We start from the raw sequence: 15476 nt of genomic DNA, 5'->3' as shown, positions 1-15476 counted from the left end.
TCTGCCACGACCGGCGCCCCGGGCATCGCCGAGCCAGGAGTCAGGAGTGCCGGCCGCCCGGGGTGAGGGCCCGCTGAGGGTCCGCCTGCTGGAGTTCGGCGAGCAACTCGCTCTGACCGGTGATCAGTTCGGTCAGGATCCGGCGTGCCGCGCGGAGAAGTTCGGCCACATCGCCGCCGGCCAGGGCGTAACTGACGGTGGAGCCCTCCCGGATGGACACCACGATCCCCGAGCGGCGCAGTACGGCCAGTTGCTGGGAGAGGTTGGACGGCTCGATCTCGATCTCGTTCAGCAGGTCACGTACGGGGACGGGGCCGTTCTGAAGCAGTTCCAGGACCCGGATGCGCACCGGGTGTCCGAGCATCCGGAAGAACTCGGCCTTGGCCTGGTAGAGGGGCACCTGCATGGTGAATCGCTCGCTCCCTGCCGCATTCGACGGGCCGCACCCGGACCCGGTGACCCGGTACCTGCCACCACGGGCGGTCCTGCGGACCGATTCTCGTGCATCCGGCCCCGCACACCCACCGGATTGATCTGATCCCGATGTGCCCAGTTGAAGAAATCTTCAAGTCGTGGGCGTGCGAGGCTACGGAGAACGCGGCTCGCTACACGTCCAGTTGGGCTTCGACGCTCTTGAGCTGGTGGCGGGCCATCGCGAGGTTCGACTTCTTCGCATCGAGCACGAGGTAGAGGAACAAGCCGTTGCCGCCACGGCCCTTGAGCGGCCGCAGGATGTGGTACTGGCTGCCGAGTGTGATCAGGATGTCCTCGATCTCGCCCTTGAGGCCGAGGTGTTCCATGGTGCGGGTCTTGGCGCGGATCACGTCCGTGTTGCCCGCCGCCGCGACCGTCAGGTCGAGGTCCTTGCTGCCCCCGAGCGTGCCCAGCGCCATGCCGCTGGTGTAGTCGACCAGAGCGGTCCCCAGCGAGCCCTCGATCGAGGCCATGATCTCCTTGAGGCAAATCTCCACATTGCTCATACCGGTATCTCCTCCGCGTCCTGCGAGAGGCGGGCGTCGCCTCCTCGCCATTGCACGGACCCTATGAAGGGCACCCGGCCGGTGACCTTGGTGTTTCTGTACTGGCCGAGGGAGCCTCTGAAAAGTCGGATGATGCTACGTATATGACCGCTCGTGTCTGCCCAATGACCACTGGTACGGACAACTGGCGGGCCGTCGCGAGTCACCTCTGGCGGTCAGAGGCCTATCGGGGGGATACGGGGGCACACGTGTCTCACCCTTCGAGAGGAGCCGCTCCATGCTTGGTATAGCCGCGGCAGTACTGTTCTTCATCGCGTTCCTGATCAACGCCGCCGACATCTCGACGAACGACGTGTTCTCGTCCACGAACGTCATGCTTCTCGGCCTGATGCTGCTGGCCCTGCACGTCGCGGGAATCGGAAGCGGCTGGTCCGGCCGGAGACGCTGACCCCCCTTTCCCGCCGGCGGTGCCAACGGCCGTGTTTGAGAGGGGGATCTGAGGCGACACGGGGGAAGAAGGTTCTTTCGAGTGAGACAGGAGTGAGTGACTGTGGCTGCGGACGAGAAGGCCCAGGCCAAGGGCGAGCAGGCCAAGGGCAAGGTCAAGAAGGTGGTCGGCGGCGCGGTGGGCAACGAGTCCCTGAAGGCGAAGGGACAGGCCGAGGAGACCAAGGGCGACCTGCGTGCGGCCAAGGAGAAGGTCAAGGACGCGGGCAAGCCCAAGTAGGCGCATGTCCACTGGTTCACGCCCACTGATCCCGGCAGCCTTTTCCGCGGGCTGCCGGGATCAGTGCTGTCCGGACCGGGTGAGGACGCGGTCAGACGGGTTGCCACAGTTCGACTCGGTTGCCCTCGGGATCGGTGACCCAGCCGAATCGGCCGACGTCCGTTCTCGTCGGCATCCACGCCCAGGCAGTCGCGATACCACGCACTCAGGGCCGCCGCCCGCATGAAGTAACCGCCGATTCCCAGCACACGTTCCATGCCGTCATCCTGTCAGGCCTCGTGCAATTCGGTGAAGGTATCGAAACATTCGAGAAAATGGGCTTGAAGCATTTACCCGGGTTTCCTGAGATGTGTCGATGCCGCTGACCGATGTCTTGGATGGTGGAACATATTGTGCCGATGAACTGCAGAAATGGGACCTTCAGTTAACCATCGCTCACTTCGAATGTTTCGAAGAAAATACCGAACTATTGACAGTTGATGTGGCCCGGCCAACACTGTCGCGTGTTCCGCAGCCCCCATCGGTCCCACAAGGACGAGGAGGAAACACGCGCATGAAACACGCACCCGCACCCGCACCCGCATCCGCTTCCCGGCTCAGGCTGCTCATCAGTGGCGTCTGCACCATGCTGCTGGTCGCCGTGGCCACACTGACCCTGCCGACCACCGCTCAGGCCGCCACGGTCGTCACCACCAACCAGACCGGCACCAACAACGGCTACTACTACTCCTTCTGGACCGACGCGCCGGGCACCGTCTCCATGACCCTGAACTCCGGCGGCAACTACAGCACCTCATGGAGCAACACCGGGAACTTCGTGGCCGGCAAGGGCTGGAGCAACGGCTCACGCAGGACCGTCAGTTACTCGGGCAGCTTCAACCCGTCCGGCAACGCCTACCTGGCGCTGTACGGCTGGACGTCCAACCCGCTGGTCGAGTACTACATCGTCGACAACTGGGGCACCTACCGGCCCACGGGAACGTACAAGGGCACCGTCACCAGCGACGGCGGCACGTACGACATCTACCAGACGACCCGGTACAACGCGCCGTCCGTGGAAGGTACCCGCACCTTCAACCAGTACTGGAGCGTCCGACAGTCCAGGCGGACCGGCGGCACCATCACCACGGGCAACCACTTCGACGCCTGGGCCCGCGCCGGGATGCCGATGGGTGCCTTCAACTACTACATGATCCTCGCCACCGAGGGTTACCGGAGCAGCGGCAACTCCAACATCACGGTGGGCTAGCCATGACCCTCGTGAAAGCAAGGCGTCTCCCGTTACTGGTCGCCGCCGCTCTGGCGGCCGCCACCGCGCTCACCGGCCATGCCGCCACCCCGGCGCGGGCCGCCGCCTGCAACGGGTATGTCGGGCTCACCTTCGACGACGGCCCGTCCACCAACACGACCGCTCTGCTGGGCGCCCTCACCCGGAACGGGCTGCGGGCCACCATGTTCGACCAGGGCCAGTACGCCGCGGCCAACCCTGCCCTGGTCCGTGCCCAGGTGAACGCCGGTATGTGGGTCGGCAACCACAGCTACACGCACCCGCATCTGACCCAGCTCGGTCAGTCGCAGATCGACTCGGAGATCTCCCGGACCCAGCAGGCCGTCGCCAACGCGGGTGGTGGCACTCCGGTGCTCTTCCGTCCGCCGTACGGCGAGACCAACGCGACGGTGAAGGCCGTCGCGGCCAAGTACGGTCTGACCCAGATCATCTGGGACGTCGACTCGCAGGACTGGAACGGCGCCAGTACCGACGCCATCGTGCAGGCCGCCGCCCGGCTCACCAACGGGCAGGTCATCCTCATGCACGACTGGTCCGCGAACACGCTCGCCGCAGTGCCACGCATCGCGCAGGGCCTGACCGGCCGCGGTCTGTGCGCGGGAAGGATCTCCCCGGCCACCGGCCGAGCCGTGGCTCCTTAGCCGGCCCCTCCGACCGCGTCGGTACGCGGCGGTTCCCCACCAATGGCGCGACGGCCCCCAACCGTCGCGCCATTGTGCTCCTGGGGTGGACCCACATGAACCATGAACGAGACGACAGTGGGTAGGCGAGATCACGAGACGGAAACAAACAACGAGCTGAGACGAAGCAGAAACGATCCATGGGAAGAGTTCTATGGGCACCCCGACTAAAAACCGGGCATCGGACGAACGGGAACCCGCAGTCCTGCGATACAGCGCCGCCTGGGACACGACAGACGCATCGATCGCCGACGCCCGAGCGGCCGTCCGCGCGCTGCTGGCCGACGCCGGCCACCCCCCTGACCACCGGCCCAGCCAGGACGCCCAGCTGGTCGTCAGCGAGCTGGTCACCAACGCGCTGCGCCACGCCCCGGGCCCGGGCGGTCTGGCCCTGGAGGTGACGCCCGACGCCGCCCTGCTGCGCATCACCGTGCGTGACAACTCCCCACGCCCACCCGAGCTTCGCGCACACGACGTCCGCAGCGTCGGCGGGCACGGCCTGCAGTTGGTCACCCGCCTGTGCGAACAACTGCACACCATCGCCCTGGACACCGGCAAACAGATCGTCGCTCAACTGCGCCTGCGCAGCTCCGCCGAGTAGCCGACCTCGCGACTTCGTCCTCCCCGGCTTTGTCCTGGGCAGGCGCGACGGCGTACCGGAGGACGGCATCGCGTGGCGGCAGCCGGGAGACAGGGCAACCGCGAGACGCCCGGACGTTCGCCGCACCGGGCCCTGGTGAAGCCCGCTCTGCCACAGCCGTGTAACAGCGGCCGCACAGGTACAACCACCGCCCCGCTCCGCCGGTCGAACCCGGTGTGTCGCACAACTGCGCCGCGGCGGAACCGGTGCCGCCCGGCGCGACTCCTCTCGTCCCGACCGAACCCGGAGTTGCACTGTGCCCAGGAAGTCCTTGTCCACGCGGCTTGTCGTCACCGCCGCGCTCCTGCTCACCGCAGGCACCCTGTCCACATCCACCGCGTCGGCGAAGCCCTCCGACGACGCTCCCGCCCGCACCTACGTGCTGAAGGTGAGCACCAACCCGACCACCACCGACTTCTCCCACCGTCGCGTCGACGTCACCGGTACCGTCACCAAGGCCGACGGGACCCCGGCGCCCAACGTCCCCGTCACCATCCAGGAGGTCATCCGCTTCACCAGCTGGAATCCCTGGGGCGACCCGATCGACCCCACCGACTACGAGCCGCGCGACCTGGGCACGCCGGTCACCGACGCCAAGGGCAAGTTCACCATCCCCCACGTCGACATCGACCACGTGACCGGCAGCAGCCTGCTCGACGTCCAGCGCAAGGTGGAGATCACGGCCTCCTTCGACTTGGACGGCAACGGCAACACCCCGGAGGACGGCTCCTTCGCGCGCACCCTGGTGACCACCAAGGCCAAGGCCACCTCGGTCACCTACAAGGTCAGCAAGAAGAAGGTGAAGAAGGGCGACATACTCACCATCCAGGGCAAGGTCGCCCTTCCCAAGGGGATGGACCGCGAGGGCACGCAGGTCTTCCTGCAGACCTACTGGGAGAACGAGTCCCGTGTGCAGACGACCACTGAGGAAGACGGCTTCTTCGTGATGTCCGTACGCGTCCGGAACTACGACGGCACGTTCAAGCTGCGCACGGCGCCGAGGGATCTCTACGTGGCGGGCACGGTGCAGAACCTCCCGATCACCAACACCTCGCTCCCTCGCAGGTAAACCTTCAGACAGCGGGACCTCGGCCCGAGGCGGCCGAATGTCCCCGACGAAAGGGGGCCCGGTGCCCCCGGCAACGGGTCACTCTCGATTCACTGGAGGGTGACCCTTGGGGGTGTCCGGCTGTCCGGCTGCCCTGGGCCACGGGGTCCGCGGCCATGTTGCTGCGCAGGGAACGCCTCCGCTTGGATCCTGCTGCCGGACGGTGCCGCCGACCGTTTCCACGGTGCCTACCGGTCGACCCCGGACGACGCGACCCTGCGACGGGCGCGGGGCTGGGCGGTGTTGCACGCCCTCAGCAGGATCCTCATCGCGGACGCCGGCGTTCGAGGCCGCCCCGGTGGCAAGCCCACCTGGAGCCCGCCCGCCCATGCCTCGCTGCGACGCCTCCTCGCGACGGCCGGCCACTGATGGGCTCCTGACACGCCATGGGCCTCGCTCGGCCTGGAGAGCAGAATGTGACCATGCAACTTCCCACCCGGGCCGTCGAGGCCACCGTGCTGATCGAGGTCGTGAGGATGTCCGGCCTCCCGATCAGGCCAGGCACCCCGTACGTCGGCGAGGTCGTCGCCCACTGGGCCGGGAACGAGGCTTCCAGAGCCCTGGCCCTGATCGAAATCCTGCCGGGCAGTGCACAGTTCCGCTGCGGCTTCTCGCCGGGCTGGGGCATCCGGGCGTACGAGGACAGCCTCGACCAGGTGTTGTTCGAGGCGGCATTCTGCTTCAGGTGCCACGAGGTCCGGATGCGCGGCACGGTCGTGCCACCCGCGCTGTCCACGCAGTTCTTCGACGCGGATGCTTCGCCGGCCCGAAATCTCCTGGCCCTCTTCCGTGAGGCGGCCCCGAAGCCGGAGGTCCTCCCAAAGTGACGTACGCCCGTTTCCTCGGCATCACCGATCTGGTCGAAACTCCGTCCGTGGCGGTCGTGGTCGACGTCATGCGCGCGTTCACTGTGGCTGCCTGGGCCTTCGCCCAAGGCGCGCGGAAGATCGTTCTCGCCGAGTCGCTCGACGAGGCCCTGGCGCTCAGGGCTCGCCACCCGGACTGGGTGGCGCTCAAGGACGGTCCGCCCGCGCCGGGGTTCGACCTGGTCAACTCGCCCGGTCTGCTGCGCTCCGTCGACCTGCGCGGACGGACCGTCGTGCAGAAGACCACCGCGGGGACGGTCGGCGCCCTGGCGGTGAAGGAGGCGCCGCTGGTGCTGTGCGCCGGCTTCGTGGTGGCGGAGGCGACGGCTCAGCTGCTGCGGGCCCACGGCAGTGACGGCGTCACGTTCGTGGTCACCGGCGACGACGGGAAGGCCGAGGAAGATCTGGCGTGCGCCCAGTACATCGCTCGGCGGGCCACCGAGGCCGAGACGGACGCCACTGACTTCCTCCGCCGCGCTGCCGAGTCGCGCGCCGCCGCCCAACTGGCGGCGGGGTTGCGTCAAGGAGCCCATCCCGACGATGTCGCACTGTGTCTTGAGATCGACCGGTTCCCCTTCGCCATGGTGGCGACCTCGGAAGACTCGCTCATGGTCCTGCGTCCACACGCGATGCCCGCGAGTGCGCGAAGCGGCCGGTTGCCGAACACACCGTGCCCAGATCCCGGGCCGGAGGTCAGGTGACCGTGAAGTCCTGGAACTCCGCGATCCCACGGGTGGCGGTCCAGCCGTTCGCCGCCGTCATGAAGACCCCCACGTCCTGGGTGGCGGCGACGCCACCCGGCGTGGCCTTGCCGACGGTGGTCCAGGCCGTGCCGTCGGTGCTGGCCTCGCCCGTGTAGACGGAGCCGACGCGGGTCAGACGCAGGAACACCGGTGCGGCGAAGGAGCCCGCCAGCGCGATCGAGTCGAACGTACCGTCCTGGCCGGAGTCCCAGGACAGCACGCATCCGTTGGACGGCGTCACGGCCAGGTTGACGTACCCGGGGGAGCCGTCGGCGGACAGGTCGTCGCGGACGATGAGCCCGGCGCGGGCCCACCCACCGGTACTGTCCTGCGAGGCGACCCGCACCGTGGCGGTCGAGGCCGAGCCGAACGCGCCCGCGCGATGAACGGCCCCGAACTGGTTGGTGCCGGCCCACAGATCGGCGCCCCCGCCCTCGATGGCCAGCGCGGCGCCCGCCTGGCCGAAGACGGCGTCGTTGAAGTTCGCGGTCCGGTACGGGGCGCGCACCCCCGTGCCGGCCATGAGCCGCACCGACGCCGAGGCCGAACCCCGGGGCGTACCCGCCGAGCCCGCCGATCCCTTCGAAGCGCCGCCGCGGTACGACGCGGTGGCCCGGACACGGTTGACCAGAGCGTCGACGGAACCGGTGAGGGTGATCTCGAAGGCCGCCGAGAACCTCTCGCCCGGCGCGACCGAGGCGGCGGTCACCGCGCCGACCGGCCTGGCTGTCAGCCCCTCCGGCGTCTCGACGGCCAGGGTGACTCCGGTCGCCGGGGCGAACCCGTTGCGGTTGGTGAACGACACGGTGACCGTGACCGCACCGCCCTCGGACACCGCGCCCCTGGGGGAGGAGGCGGTCAGCGTGACCTGGTGGGTGTCGGCGGCCAGGGTGTCGCGCACCCGTCGTGCCAGCCGGTGGATGTCGCCGCTGGTCTTCGTCGGGTAACTGTCGTGCCCGTGCGCCCAGTTGTCCTCCAGGGTGAACCAGTCGACCGACTTCGGCGGCCGGTTCTGCCGCAGGGCGCGGGACAGCTCCCGGAAGTAGAGCGTCCAGCGGGTCAGATAGAGGCCGCCGACCAGCCCGGACCACTCCCGGTTGGCATAGTCGTGCAGCCCCTCCTCGCTGCTGGCCCGGCCGCCCCAGGTGGTGATGATCGACCGGGCGTCGTACTCCAGCTGGTCCTTCTCGGCCCTGGTGCCGCCCCAGGAACGGGCGTCGGCCAGCCACCTCCCGAGCAGGTGCTGCCCGCTGGTGGCCAGCACCCTGTCCATGAGCTTCATCCAGTCGAGCCAGACGCCGGTGAGTTCGTCGAAGCGGGCCCGGTCGGCCGTGTCGTAGGCGGCCTTGATCTGCGGCAGCAGCATCCGGCTGCGGTTGGACAGCACCTGCCGGGTCACATCGGCCAGGTCGTAGCGGTACGCCGAGTTGTCGCGCGCCGCGGGCGCCACCTGGAGCAGTTCCGTCAGCGCCAGGTCGAACGCGGTGGTGTCGTAGCGGTCCGCCTCAGGCCCCCAGGCCGCCGCTTTGTTCGCGCCCAGGCTCGGACGGGCCCCGAACAGACCGTCGGGCGCCTCGCTCCATCCGTCGGCGCGGGTCATGCCGTACGCCGTGTCGCCGATGATCCGCCAGGCCGCGAGGGCGTGCGGGTCCTCGGCGCCGTACCGGGACACGGCGTACGACGCGAACCAGTCGTCGAGGTCGATCGTGCCGGGCGTCCAGGCCAGGTCGGTGAGCAGGGCCAGCGCGGCGTGGTTGTTGTCGGCGGCCTCCGGCATCGCGGCGATGCCGGCCAGGGCGCTGTCGTCCTTGTCCCGCCACTTCGGGTACTGCTCCACCCAGTCCGGGGCGTTGGCCCCCATCGGGGTGTGACCGCCGAAGTTCCAGATGCTGCCGAACGCGTACGGCGTGCCGCCCCAGTCGCTCTCCCGATCGGTGACCGTGGAGTAGCGGTCCGACAGACCGTCGACGACGAACATCCCGGACCTGTCGACGGCGTCGAGGATCTCCCTGCTCGGGTTGTTCTGCCAGCCGAGGATCGCCCAGACGGCGCCCGGACGGGCCTTGCGCAGCGCCGCCTCCACGGCCTTCGCGGCCTGTCCCACGGGTACGTCACCGGCGTTGCCGCCCTCGTGCAGCAGATCCATCTTGTACATCGTGCTGTCGCCGAAGCGTTCCGACTGGGCCCGGTAGAAGGCGGCGGCGACCTCGCCGAACGCGGTCGTACGCGGGTCGAGCCAGTCGGGTCGCTTGAAGGCGCCCCAGTCGCCCTGTGGTACGACCGCCGCGTCACCGCCGTTCTTCGCGACGAACCCGTCGGGCACGGTACCGAAGTAGCCCGGGAGCACGGGAGTCATACCCAGCTCACGCAGCCGGGCGGTGATCTTCACGGCGAGGTCGGCGCGCTTCTCGATGAGCCGGCGGGACACCGGGCCGCCGAACCCCGACATGTTCTGCAGCAGCCACCACGGCTGATGGGCCGGGGCCGGGATCCACGCCCTCAACTCCGCGTCCGAGTAGCCGAACCGGCGGAAGGTGTCGTAGTAGACCGCGTCGCCGCCGGTACAGACGAGGACCTCGTTGATGCCGTGCAGTGCGAGGACGTCCAGCTCCCGTTCCCACGCGTCCCAGCCGCGGTAGGGGCCGGTGTACCCGTCGTTGGTGTCGTTGAGGGCGAACCGGTGCGGCACGTTCGCCGATCCGGCGACCTCCCCGTGCGGGGCGGGCAGCAGACTGGGAAGGTCCAACTGCGCCCCGTTCCAGGAGATGTCGGCCTTCGCCACGCGCGCGAGATAGGTGTTGACGCCGGTGAGCAGCACCGCCGGACTGGTGCCCTCCACGGTGATCGCCCCGGCCCGGCCGGTGACCCGGAAACGGTCTGTGGCGCCGCCGGCCAGCGTGCGCAGCGTGACCTGCCGGTGGTGATCGGGGAGCAGCCGCCGCAGCGCGAGAGACGCCGCGGTGGTGCTGAACGGCTCCGCCACCCCGCCCGCCGCCGCTGGGGCAGCCTGGGCGCCCTGCGGCGAAGACAGCAGCACCACACCGCCGAACACGGCTCCTCCGGCCAGCAGACGTCGGCGGCTGAGGGGTTGATTGCCTGTCATGAACGGTCCTACCTTTCAAGGCTTTGGCGGATCTCTGTTGCTCGGGCGGCCCGGCCGCACCGCGGCCCGTGTCAGACGACGGAGTGCAGTTCTCTGTCCGCGAGAGCGACGCCGGAGGCGAAGAGGCTGACGGGGTTGTCGTCCCGCCCGGAAGGGGTGTTGCGGTATGGCAGCACCACCGCGGCGGAGGCGTACTCCCCGTACCAGTCGGGCACCTCGACGGAGAAGTCCTGCTCGGTGCCCTCCGCGTACGAGACCTTCCCGGGGCCCGTGCCGGACAGCTGTACGCGTCGGCCGAACGACACCACGTTGTCCCTGGTCCCCGGCCCGGTGTCCGGCCAGGTGAAGGTGATCCCGCCGAAGGCGACCGAGGCCCCCGGGGTGAGCCCGGCCGACGCGAGCGCCTCGGCGGACAGGCTGGAGCGCGAGCCGTCGATGTCGGCCGTGGTGGTGGCGTCGTCCGAGGAGATCCCGGTGTTGCCGAAGGCACCGGCCAGGGATCCGTACGGGAGTTGGAGCAGCTCGGTCGCGCGGGTGCGGTCCGACCCGTTCTCGTGCACGTCGTAGAGCGCGTGCGCGAACAGCGGGACCACTCCTGCGGCTTCGTCGGAGAGGTACAGCACCGTGCCGCGCAGCGGGATCCCGGTGGTGTTGGTGAGCTCGGCGGTCAGTGTCACCGCCTGACCGGGCTCCGGGGCGGCCGGCTCGTGGGAGAGCGACACGGGTGGCGGGAGGAAGTCCTCCTCGGGGTGGCAGGGGCTCATGCTCCCTCCACGGAGAAGCGGTCGAAGACCGCGCGCACGGTCGTCCCGGGATAGTTGGTGTTGACCGCGCTGGCGACCACACCGGCGTCCAGGGCCCCGCTCGCCGACGGCACCGTCACGCTCGCGACCTCGGTCCAGGACAGCAGGTTGGTGGTGCTGTATGCCGTGTACGTGGTGCCGGACCGCACCAGCCGCAACCAGGACGGGTGCGCGGAACCACCGCCGCCTGCCCAGGTGTCGAGCCTGCCGTCGCCGTCGCTGTCCGTCATGAACTCCAGGCCGAACCGCAGCGACATGGTCAGTACGGCGTAGCCGCCCTTCTCGGGTGCCGTCAGGTCGTTGGCGACGGCGATGCCGAACTTCGCGGTGGGGTTGTCGGTGCCGGTGAGGCTCACCGCCTTGACCTGCACCACGCTCGACCCGGTGGCGGCGCCGGGGAGGAGGACGACCCCCTTCTCGTCGGCGCCACCGGACAGGTCCCGGCCGCCCGCCCAGATCACCAACTGGCTGCCGTACCGGCCGAACTCGGCGTCGTCGGTGGTGGCGTACGTCCGGTACGGGGCTCCCACCTCATTGGGCTCGTAGGGGACCGTGAACGTCTTCGCGGCCCGCGCGCAGTCGCTGCCGCACCCGTCGACGTCGAAGACCGCGTGCGCGGTGAACGCCACGTCCCCGGCCACGTCGGCCGGCATCCGCGTCTCCCACCGCCGGGTGATCCGCGCACCCCGCCGCAGATCACCGAGGGGGACGGTCTTCGCCGCCGTGGTGGCGCCGGGGTCGATCAGATGGAGCACGGCGTTGCGGAGCGGGAAGGAGCAGTCGTTGGTGAGGACGGCGGTCGCGGTGACCGTGTCGCCGCCGGTCGGTTCGGCGGGTTCCGTGGTCACGGTGAGCGTGGGCCCCAGGGTGTCGTACGCGGTGGTGTCGCGGATTCCCATCCGGCTCACCGGTCCCAGTCGACGGTGAGGACGTTGGCGATCTCGCTGGGGAGGGACGGCGGGACGGTGATGTGGATCCTGCCGTCACGGCGGGTCCACCTCAGGTCGCCGCTTCCGCCCAGCAGCCTGATCCGTGAGGTGGCGCCGACCGGGATGTCGCCCGGGACCGAGACGGTGCCGCTGGGCGCGCCCAGCACGATGATGTTGAACCTGCCCGGGGAGACGGTGTAGCGGATGCCGGGCGTGCTGCCCTCCTCCTCGGCCCGCACCCAGGGCGTCGAGCCGTAGATCGCGGGGCCGTTGACCTTCAGCCAGGACCCGATGTCCCGCAGCCGCTCCTGCATGACGGCGGGAATCGTGCCGTCCGGCCTGGGGCCGATGTTCAGCAGCAGATTGCCGTTCTTGCTGACCACGTCGGTGAGGAGATGGATGAGGAACTCGGAGGTCTTGTAGTCCTCGTCCGGTTCGTGCTTGTTGTAGCCCCAGGAGTAGCCCATCGTCATGCAGCACTCCCACTTCTGCGGATCCATCGTGGGATTGGTGCGCTGCTCGTAAGTGGCGAAGTCGAAGTGGGTGTCGAAGCGGTCGTTGATCACCACGCCCTTGGGGTGTCTGCGGTTCTTGGCCCGGTTGTAGTAGTGGGCCATGGGTTCCTCGCTGCGCCACGGCGGGTTGCCGTCGGGCCGGAACCACTGTCCGTCCGCCCACAGCAGCTCCGGGTCGTAGCGGTCGATGATCTCGTACAGCTGTTTGAGTTCGTAGTCGCCGACATAGTCCTGGACCGGCTTGTAGCCGGTCAGCGGGATCTCCTCGTCGGTGTAGAAGTTGCGCATCGGCCTGCCGATCGCCGGGTTGAAGTACTCGCCGAGCGAGTAGTACAGACCGGGCCGCACGGTGCCGCGTCTGCGGGCGGCGGCCATCAGCTCGCCGACGAGGTCCCGCTTCGGGCCGTACGCGACGGAGTGACGGTTCGTCACCCTGCTCGGGTAGAGGGCGAACCCGTCGTGGTGCTTGCTCGTCAGCGCGAAGTACTCGGCGCCCGCCTGCTCGAAGAGCCTCACCCAGGAGTCGGGATCGTACTTCTCGGCCCTGAACCGGGGGATGAGGTCGTCGTAGGTGACGTTCTCGCCGTAAGTGTCGCGGTGGTACTTCCACTCGGCCGAGCCCTTGGTGCTCTGGTACCACAGGTACCACTCGGAGGCGCTTCTCGGTGTCGCGCCTCCGATCACCGAGTAGACGCCCCAGTGCACGAAGACGCCGAACTTGGCGTCCTTGTACCAGCGCGGCACCGGATGGGTGTCGAGGGACGACTTCGTGGGCCGGTAGTCGGGGATCCCGGTCCCGTTCCCGGTGGGCGTCGGGCCGGTGAGGGCCTCGGCGGTCCCGGGCGGGGCGAGGAGCACGGCGCCGCCGACGGCGGCGGCCGTGGTCATGAGCTGCCTGCGGTTGACTGCCATGGAGGTGCCTCTCACTTGGCGGAGGAGAAGGAGTCGAGGACAGCGGTGGTGGTCTGGCCCGGGTAGTCGAGGTTGACGGCGCTCGCGACCATCCCCGCGTCGCCCTCGCCGCCGCTCGCGGACGCCACCGTGGCGGTGGCGATCTGCTGCCAGGCGATGCCGTCGGCACTGGCGTAGGCCGTGTACGTGGCCCCGGAGCGGGCGAGCCTCAGCCAGGCGGGGTGGTAGGAGGAACCGCCGCCGGCCCAGGTGTCCAGGCGGCCGTCGCCGTCGCTGTCGGTCATGAACTCAAGGCCGAACTGGGCGGACATGGTCAGTACGGCGTAGCCGCCCTCCCCGGGCGCCGTCAGGTCGTTGGCGACGGCGATCCCGGCCTTGGCCGAGGGCCCGCTGCCGGTCTGCGTGACGACCCGGGCCGTCACGGAACCGGAGGAGGGTGCGGCGCCGGGGAGGTAGACGGCGGCCTTCTCGTCCTTCCAGCCGGACAGGTCCTGGCCGCCCGCCCAGATGGCGAACTGGCCGCCGTTCTGAGCGTATTGGGCGGAGTCGGCGGTGGCGGTCGTCCGGTACGGCGCCCGCACGCCGGAGGGGACGGGGGTGACCGTGGCGTCCACCTCGTCGGTGTCGGACCGCCGTTCGCCGCCCTGCCGGTAGGAACCGCGCACCGCCAACGGGTGGGTGCCCCAGACGGTGCCGGAGCCGGGGGTGACGGTCCAGGTGACGGTGGCGCTCCTGCCGGGGCCCAGGACCCGGAGGCGGGTGCCGCCCGCCGGTTCGGCGGTCCAGCCCGCCGGGAGATCCAGCCGGGTACGGACGTCGGTGACCGCCGAGCGGCCGTCGTTGGTCAGCGTCGCCGTGATCCTCGTGCCCTGGCCGCCGGCCTGCAGGCTCGGCCGGTACGGGGTGAGGCGGACCCGGGTCGAGGGGCAGTCGCCCGCCACGCGCAGACCGGGCAGGTCGACGGCGTCGGCGAACGCCTTCATACCGGTGTCGTTGGGATGCAGATGGTCGCCCGAGTCGAACGCGGCGGCGTAGCGGGTGGGGTCGGCGGGGTCCCGTACCGCCCGGTCGAAGTCGGCGTACCCGTCGAGGACGCCGCCGGAGTCCCGGACGAACGAGTTGACCTTCTGCCGGTCGGCTTCCTTGGCCTCCGTCCACCAGTCGCCCCACCCCCGGTACGGGACGACGGTCGCGCCGATCAGCCGAAGCCCCCGGGCACGCACACGCCGGGCGATCTCCTTGATGCCGTCGATCACCTGGTCCCCGGAGGCGCCGCCCCAGCTGAGGTCGTTGACGCCCTCGAAAAGGATCACCGTCCGGGCGTTCGGCTGGGCCAGGACATCGCGCTCCAGCCGTTCGAGCGCCGACGGGTTGCCGTCCGTGCCGGCGGTGATCCGGTTGCCGCTGATGCCCTCGTTCAGCACTCCGGCGGTGGTGGAGCAGCCGGACAGCCGGGCCGCCAGATAGTCGGGCCAGCGCCGGTCGGCGTTCGCCGTGGAGGACGCCCCGTCCGTGATCGAGTCGCCGAGCGCGACCACGGAACCGGCCGCGCCGCCGCCCCGTACATCGACACCGGTCAGGAACGGGAACGTGGAGTCCGTACGGGTGAAGGCGGTGCCGGCGGCGTCCCCGGCGTGGTCACCGCCGCCGTCGGGCGTCCAGTAGACGGTCTGCAGGCCCATCCAGTGCTGGCTGATGTGGGTGAGCCGGCCCGGGAAGTACAGGCTGACCACCACGCCGCTCCGGGCGGGCACGGAGAGCCGGACCTGGTCGCTCGCCGCCTCCCCGCCGGCCGGGATCGTCAGCTCGCTCCTCCCGCCGAAGCCGAGCCTTCGCGGCTTCGTGACCGCGCCGCCGCCGTCACCGAGTCCGACCGTCGCGTGCCCGACGGTCACCGGCTCGGTGGTGAAGCCGTTGGTCAGCCGGATCCGCACACTCGACCCGCCCGCGCTCACCCGCACGGGAATCCGTACGGTCACCTCCGAGGTGCCCGGGTCGTACGCGGCGTGCTGGGCGGTCGCCCAGGTTCCCGTCCACCCCTGTGTGTGCCGTGTCTGTTGCGTCCGCTGAGCCGCTTCCGCCGTGGGGGCCGGGAGCAGCAGTCCCGCCACCAGGGCGATCACGGCCATGGCCAGGGCCGCCGGTCTTCCGCCGTGTCCAACAACTCCGAGCACTACCGGTC

At 69.6% G+C, this 15476-nt stretch carries 15 protein-coding genes and 2 pseudogenes; 9 read left to right on the top strand and 8 right to left on the bottom strand.

Features of this window, described 5'->3' with window-relative positions:
• Nucleotides 1-40 precede the first annotated feature (40 nt).
• Complete coding sequence (locus tag PV734_RS20135; RefSeq protein ID WP_319094335.1) at nucleotides 41-406, bottom strand: metalloregulator ArsR/SmtB family transcription factor; 366 nt, start codon at nucleotides 404-406, stop codon at nucleotides 41-43.
• Nucleotides 407-605: 199 nt separating this feature from the next.
• Nucleotides 606-980: a hypothetical protein gene (locus PV734_RS20130; protein WP_189149357.1), complete on the bottom strand. Its 375-nt coding sequence runs from the start codon at nucleotides 978-980 to the stop codon at nucleotides 606-608.
• A gap of 277 nt (nucleotides 981-1257) precedes the next feature.
• On the opposite strand from PV734_RS20130, the gene PV734_RS20125 reads away from it, so the two are divergent.
• Together PV734_RS20125 and PV734_RS20120 are read left to right on the top strand one after the other, a co-directional pair.
• Nucleotides 1258-1428: a hypothetical protein gene (locus PV734_RS20125; protein ID WP_319094334.1), complete on the top strand. Its 171-nt coding sequence runs from the start codon at nucleotides 1258-1260 to the stop codon at nucleotides 1426-1428.
• Nucleotides 1429-1530: 102 nt separating this feature from the next.
• Complete coding sequence (locus PV734_RS20120) at nucleotides 1531-1707, top strand: CsbD family protein (RefSeq protein WP_319094333.1); 177 nt, start codon at nucleotides 1531-1533, stop codon at nucleotides 1705-1707.
• A gap of 91 nt (nucleotides 1708-1798) precedes the next feature.
• Here the strand turns inward: PV734_RS20120 and PV734_RS45860 are convergent.
• A pseudogene (locus PV734_RS45860) lies at nucleotides 1799-1964 on the bottom strand (VOC family protein).
• Between the two features lie 296 nt (nucleotides 1965-2260).
• Between PV734_RS45860 and PV734_RS20115 the strand changes: the two are divergent.
• The 7 genes and pseudogenes from PV734_RS20115 (at nucleotide 2261) to PV734_RS20085 (ending at nucleotide 6990) form a co-directional block, all read left to right on the top strand.
• Nucleotides 2261-2956, top strand: coding sequence for a glycoside hydrolase family 11 protein (locus PV734_RS20115; protein ID WP_319290678.1), 696 nt, complete (start codon nucleotides 2261-2263; stop codon nucleotides 2954-2956).
• 2 nt (nucleotides 2957-2958) lie between these two features.
• Complete coding sequence (locus tag PV734_RS20110; RefSeq protein WP_319094330.1) at nucleotides 2959-3636, top strand: polysaccharide deacetylase family protein; 678 nt, start codon at nucleotides 2959-2961, stop codon at nucleotides 3634-3636.
• A 193-nt stretch (nucleotides 3637-3829) separates the two neighbouring features.
• The gene (locus PV734_RS20105) at nucleotides 3830-4276 is read left to right on the top strand and encodes an ATP-binding protein (protein WP_319094329.1); all 447 of its coding nucleotides are present in this window, start codon (nucleotides 3830-3832) and stop codon (nucleotides 4274-4276) included.
• A 310-nt stretch (nucleotides 4277-4586) separates the two neighbouring features.
• The gene (locus PV734_RS20100; RefSeq protein ID WP_319094328.1) at nucleotides 4587-5384 is read left to right on the top strand and encodes an acyl carrier protein; all 798 of its coding nucleotides are present in this window, start codon (nucleotides 4587-4589) and stop codon (nucleotides 5382-5384) included.
• Nucleotides 5385-5558: 174 nt separating this feature from the next.
• Nucleotides 5559-5792: pseudogene (locus PV734_RS20095) on the top strand (aminoglycoside phosphotransferase); the annotation flags it as partial.
• A gap of 53 nt (nucleotides 5793-5845) precedes the next feature.
• Nucleotides 5846-6250: a hypothetical protein gene (locus PV734_RS20090; RefSeq protein ID WP_319094327.1), complete on the top strand. Its 405-nt coding sequence runs from the start codon at nucleotides 5846-5848 to the stop codon at nucleotides 6248-6250.
• On the top strand, nucleotides 6247-6990 hold the full coding sequence (locus tag PV734_RS20085; RefSeq protein WP_319290676.1) for a 2-phosphosulfolactate phosphatase: 744 nt from the start codon (nucleotides 6247-6249) through the stop codon (nucleotides 6988-6990). Before PV734_RS20090 ends, PV734_RS20085 begins: the two co-directional genes overlap by 4 nt.
• Here the strand turns inward: PV734_RS20085 and PV734_RS20080 are convergent.
• From PV734_RS20080 to PV734_RS20060, 5 genes are all read right to left on the bottom strand, one after another.
• Nucleotides 6983-10135 (bottom strand): alpha-N-acetylglucosaminidase TIM-barrel domain-containing protein, encoded by a 3153-nt coding sequence (locus PV734_RS20080; RefSeq protein ID WP_319290674.1) that lies wholly within the window; start codon nucleotides 10133-10135, stop codon nucleotides 6983-6985. The two genes, PV734_RS20085 and PV734_RS20080, sit on opposite strands and share 8 nt — an antisense overlap.
• Before the next feature lie 71 nt (nucleotides 10136-10206).
• The gene (locus PV734_RS20075; protein WP_319290672.1) at nucleotides 10207-10899 is read right to left on the bottom strand and encodes a beta-glucosidase; all 693 of its coding nucleotides are present in this window, start codon (nucleotides 10897-10899) and stop codon (nucleotides 10207-10209) included.
• Complete coding sequence (locus PV734_RS20070; RefSeq protein WP_319290882.1) at nucleotides 10896-11837, bottom strand: hypothetical protein; 942 nt, start codon at nucleotides 11835-11837, stop codon at nucleotides 10896-10898. The genes PV734_RS20075 and PV734_RS20070 overlap by 4 nt, the downstream gene beginning before the upstream one ends.
• Before the next feature lie 5 nt (nucleotides 11838-11842).
• Nucleotides 11843-13294 carry an alpha-L-fucosidase gene (locus PV734_RS20065; protein ID WP_319290670.1) on the bottom strand — a complete coding sequence of 484 codons (1452 nt, stop codon included), beginning with the start codon at nucleotides 13292-13294 and terminating at the stop codon, nucleotides 11843-11845.
• 11 nt (nucleotides 13295-13305) lie between these two features.
• Entirely contained in the window at nucleotides 13306-15468 is a 2163-nt protein-coding gene (locus tag PV734_RS20060) for a GDSL-type esterase/lipase family protein (protein WP_319290668.1), read from the bottom strand.
• Nucleotides 15469-15476 lie beyond the last annotated feature (8 nt).

Origin of the sequence: Streptomyces sp. AK08-02 (assembly GCF_033795085.1) — a bacterium.
Classification (GTDB): Bacteria; Actinomycetota; Actinomycetes; order Streptomycetales; family Streptomycetaceae; genus Streptomyces; species Streptomyces echiniscabiei.
The sequence above is the reverse complement of the archived record's forward strand: the minus strand, read 5'-3'. Positions and strand labels throughout refer to the sequence as shown.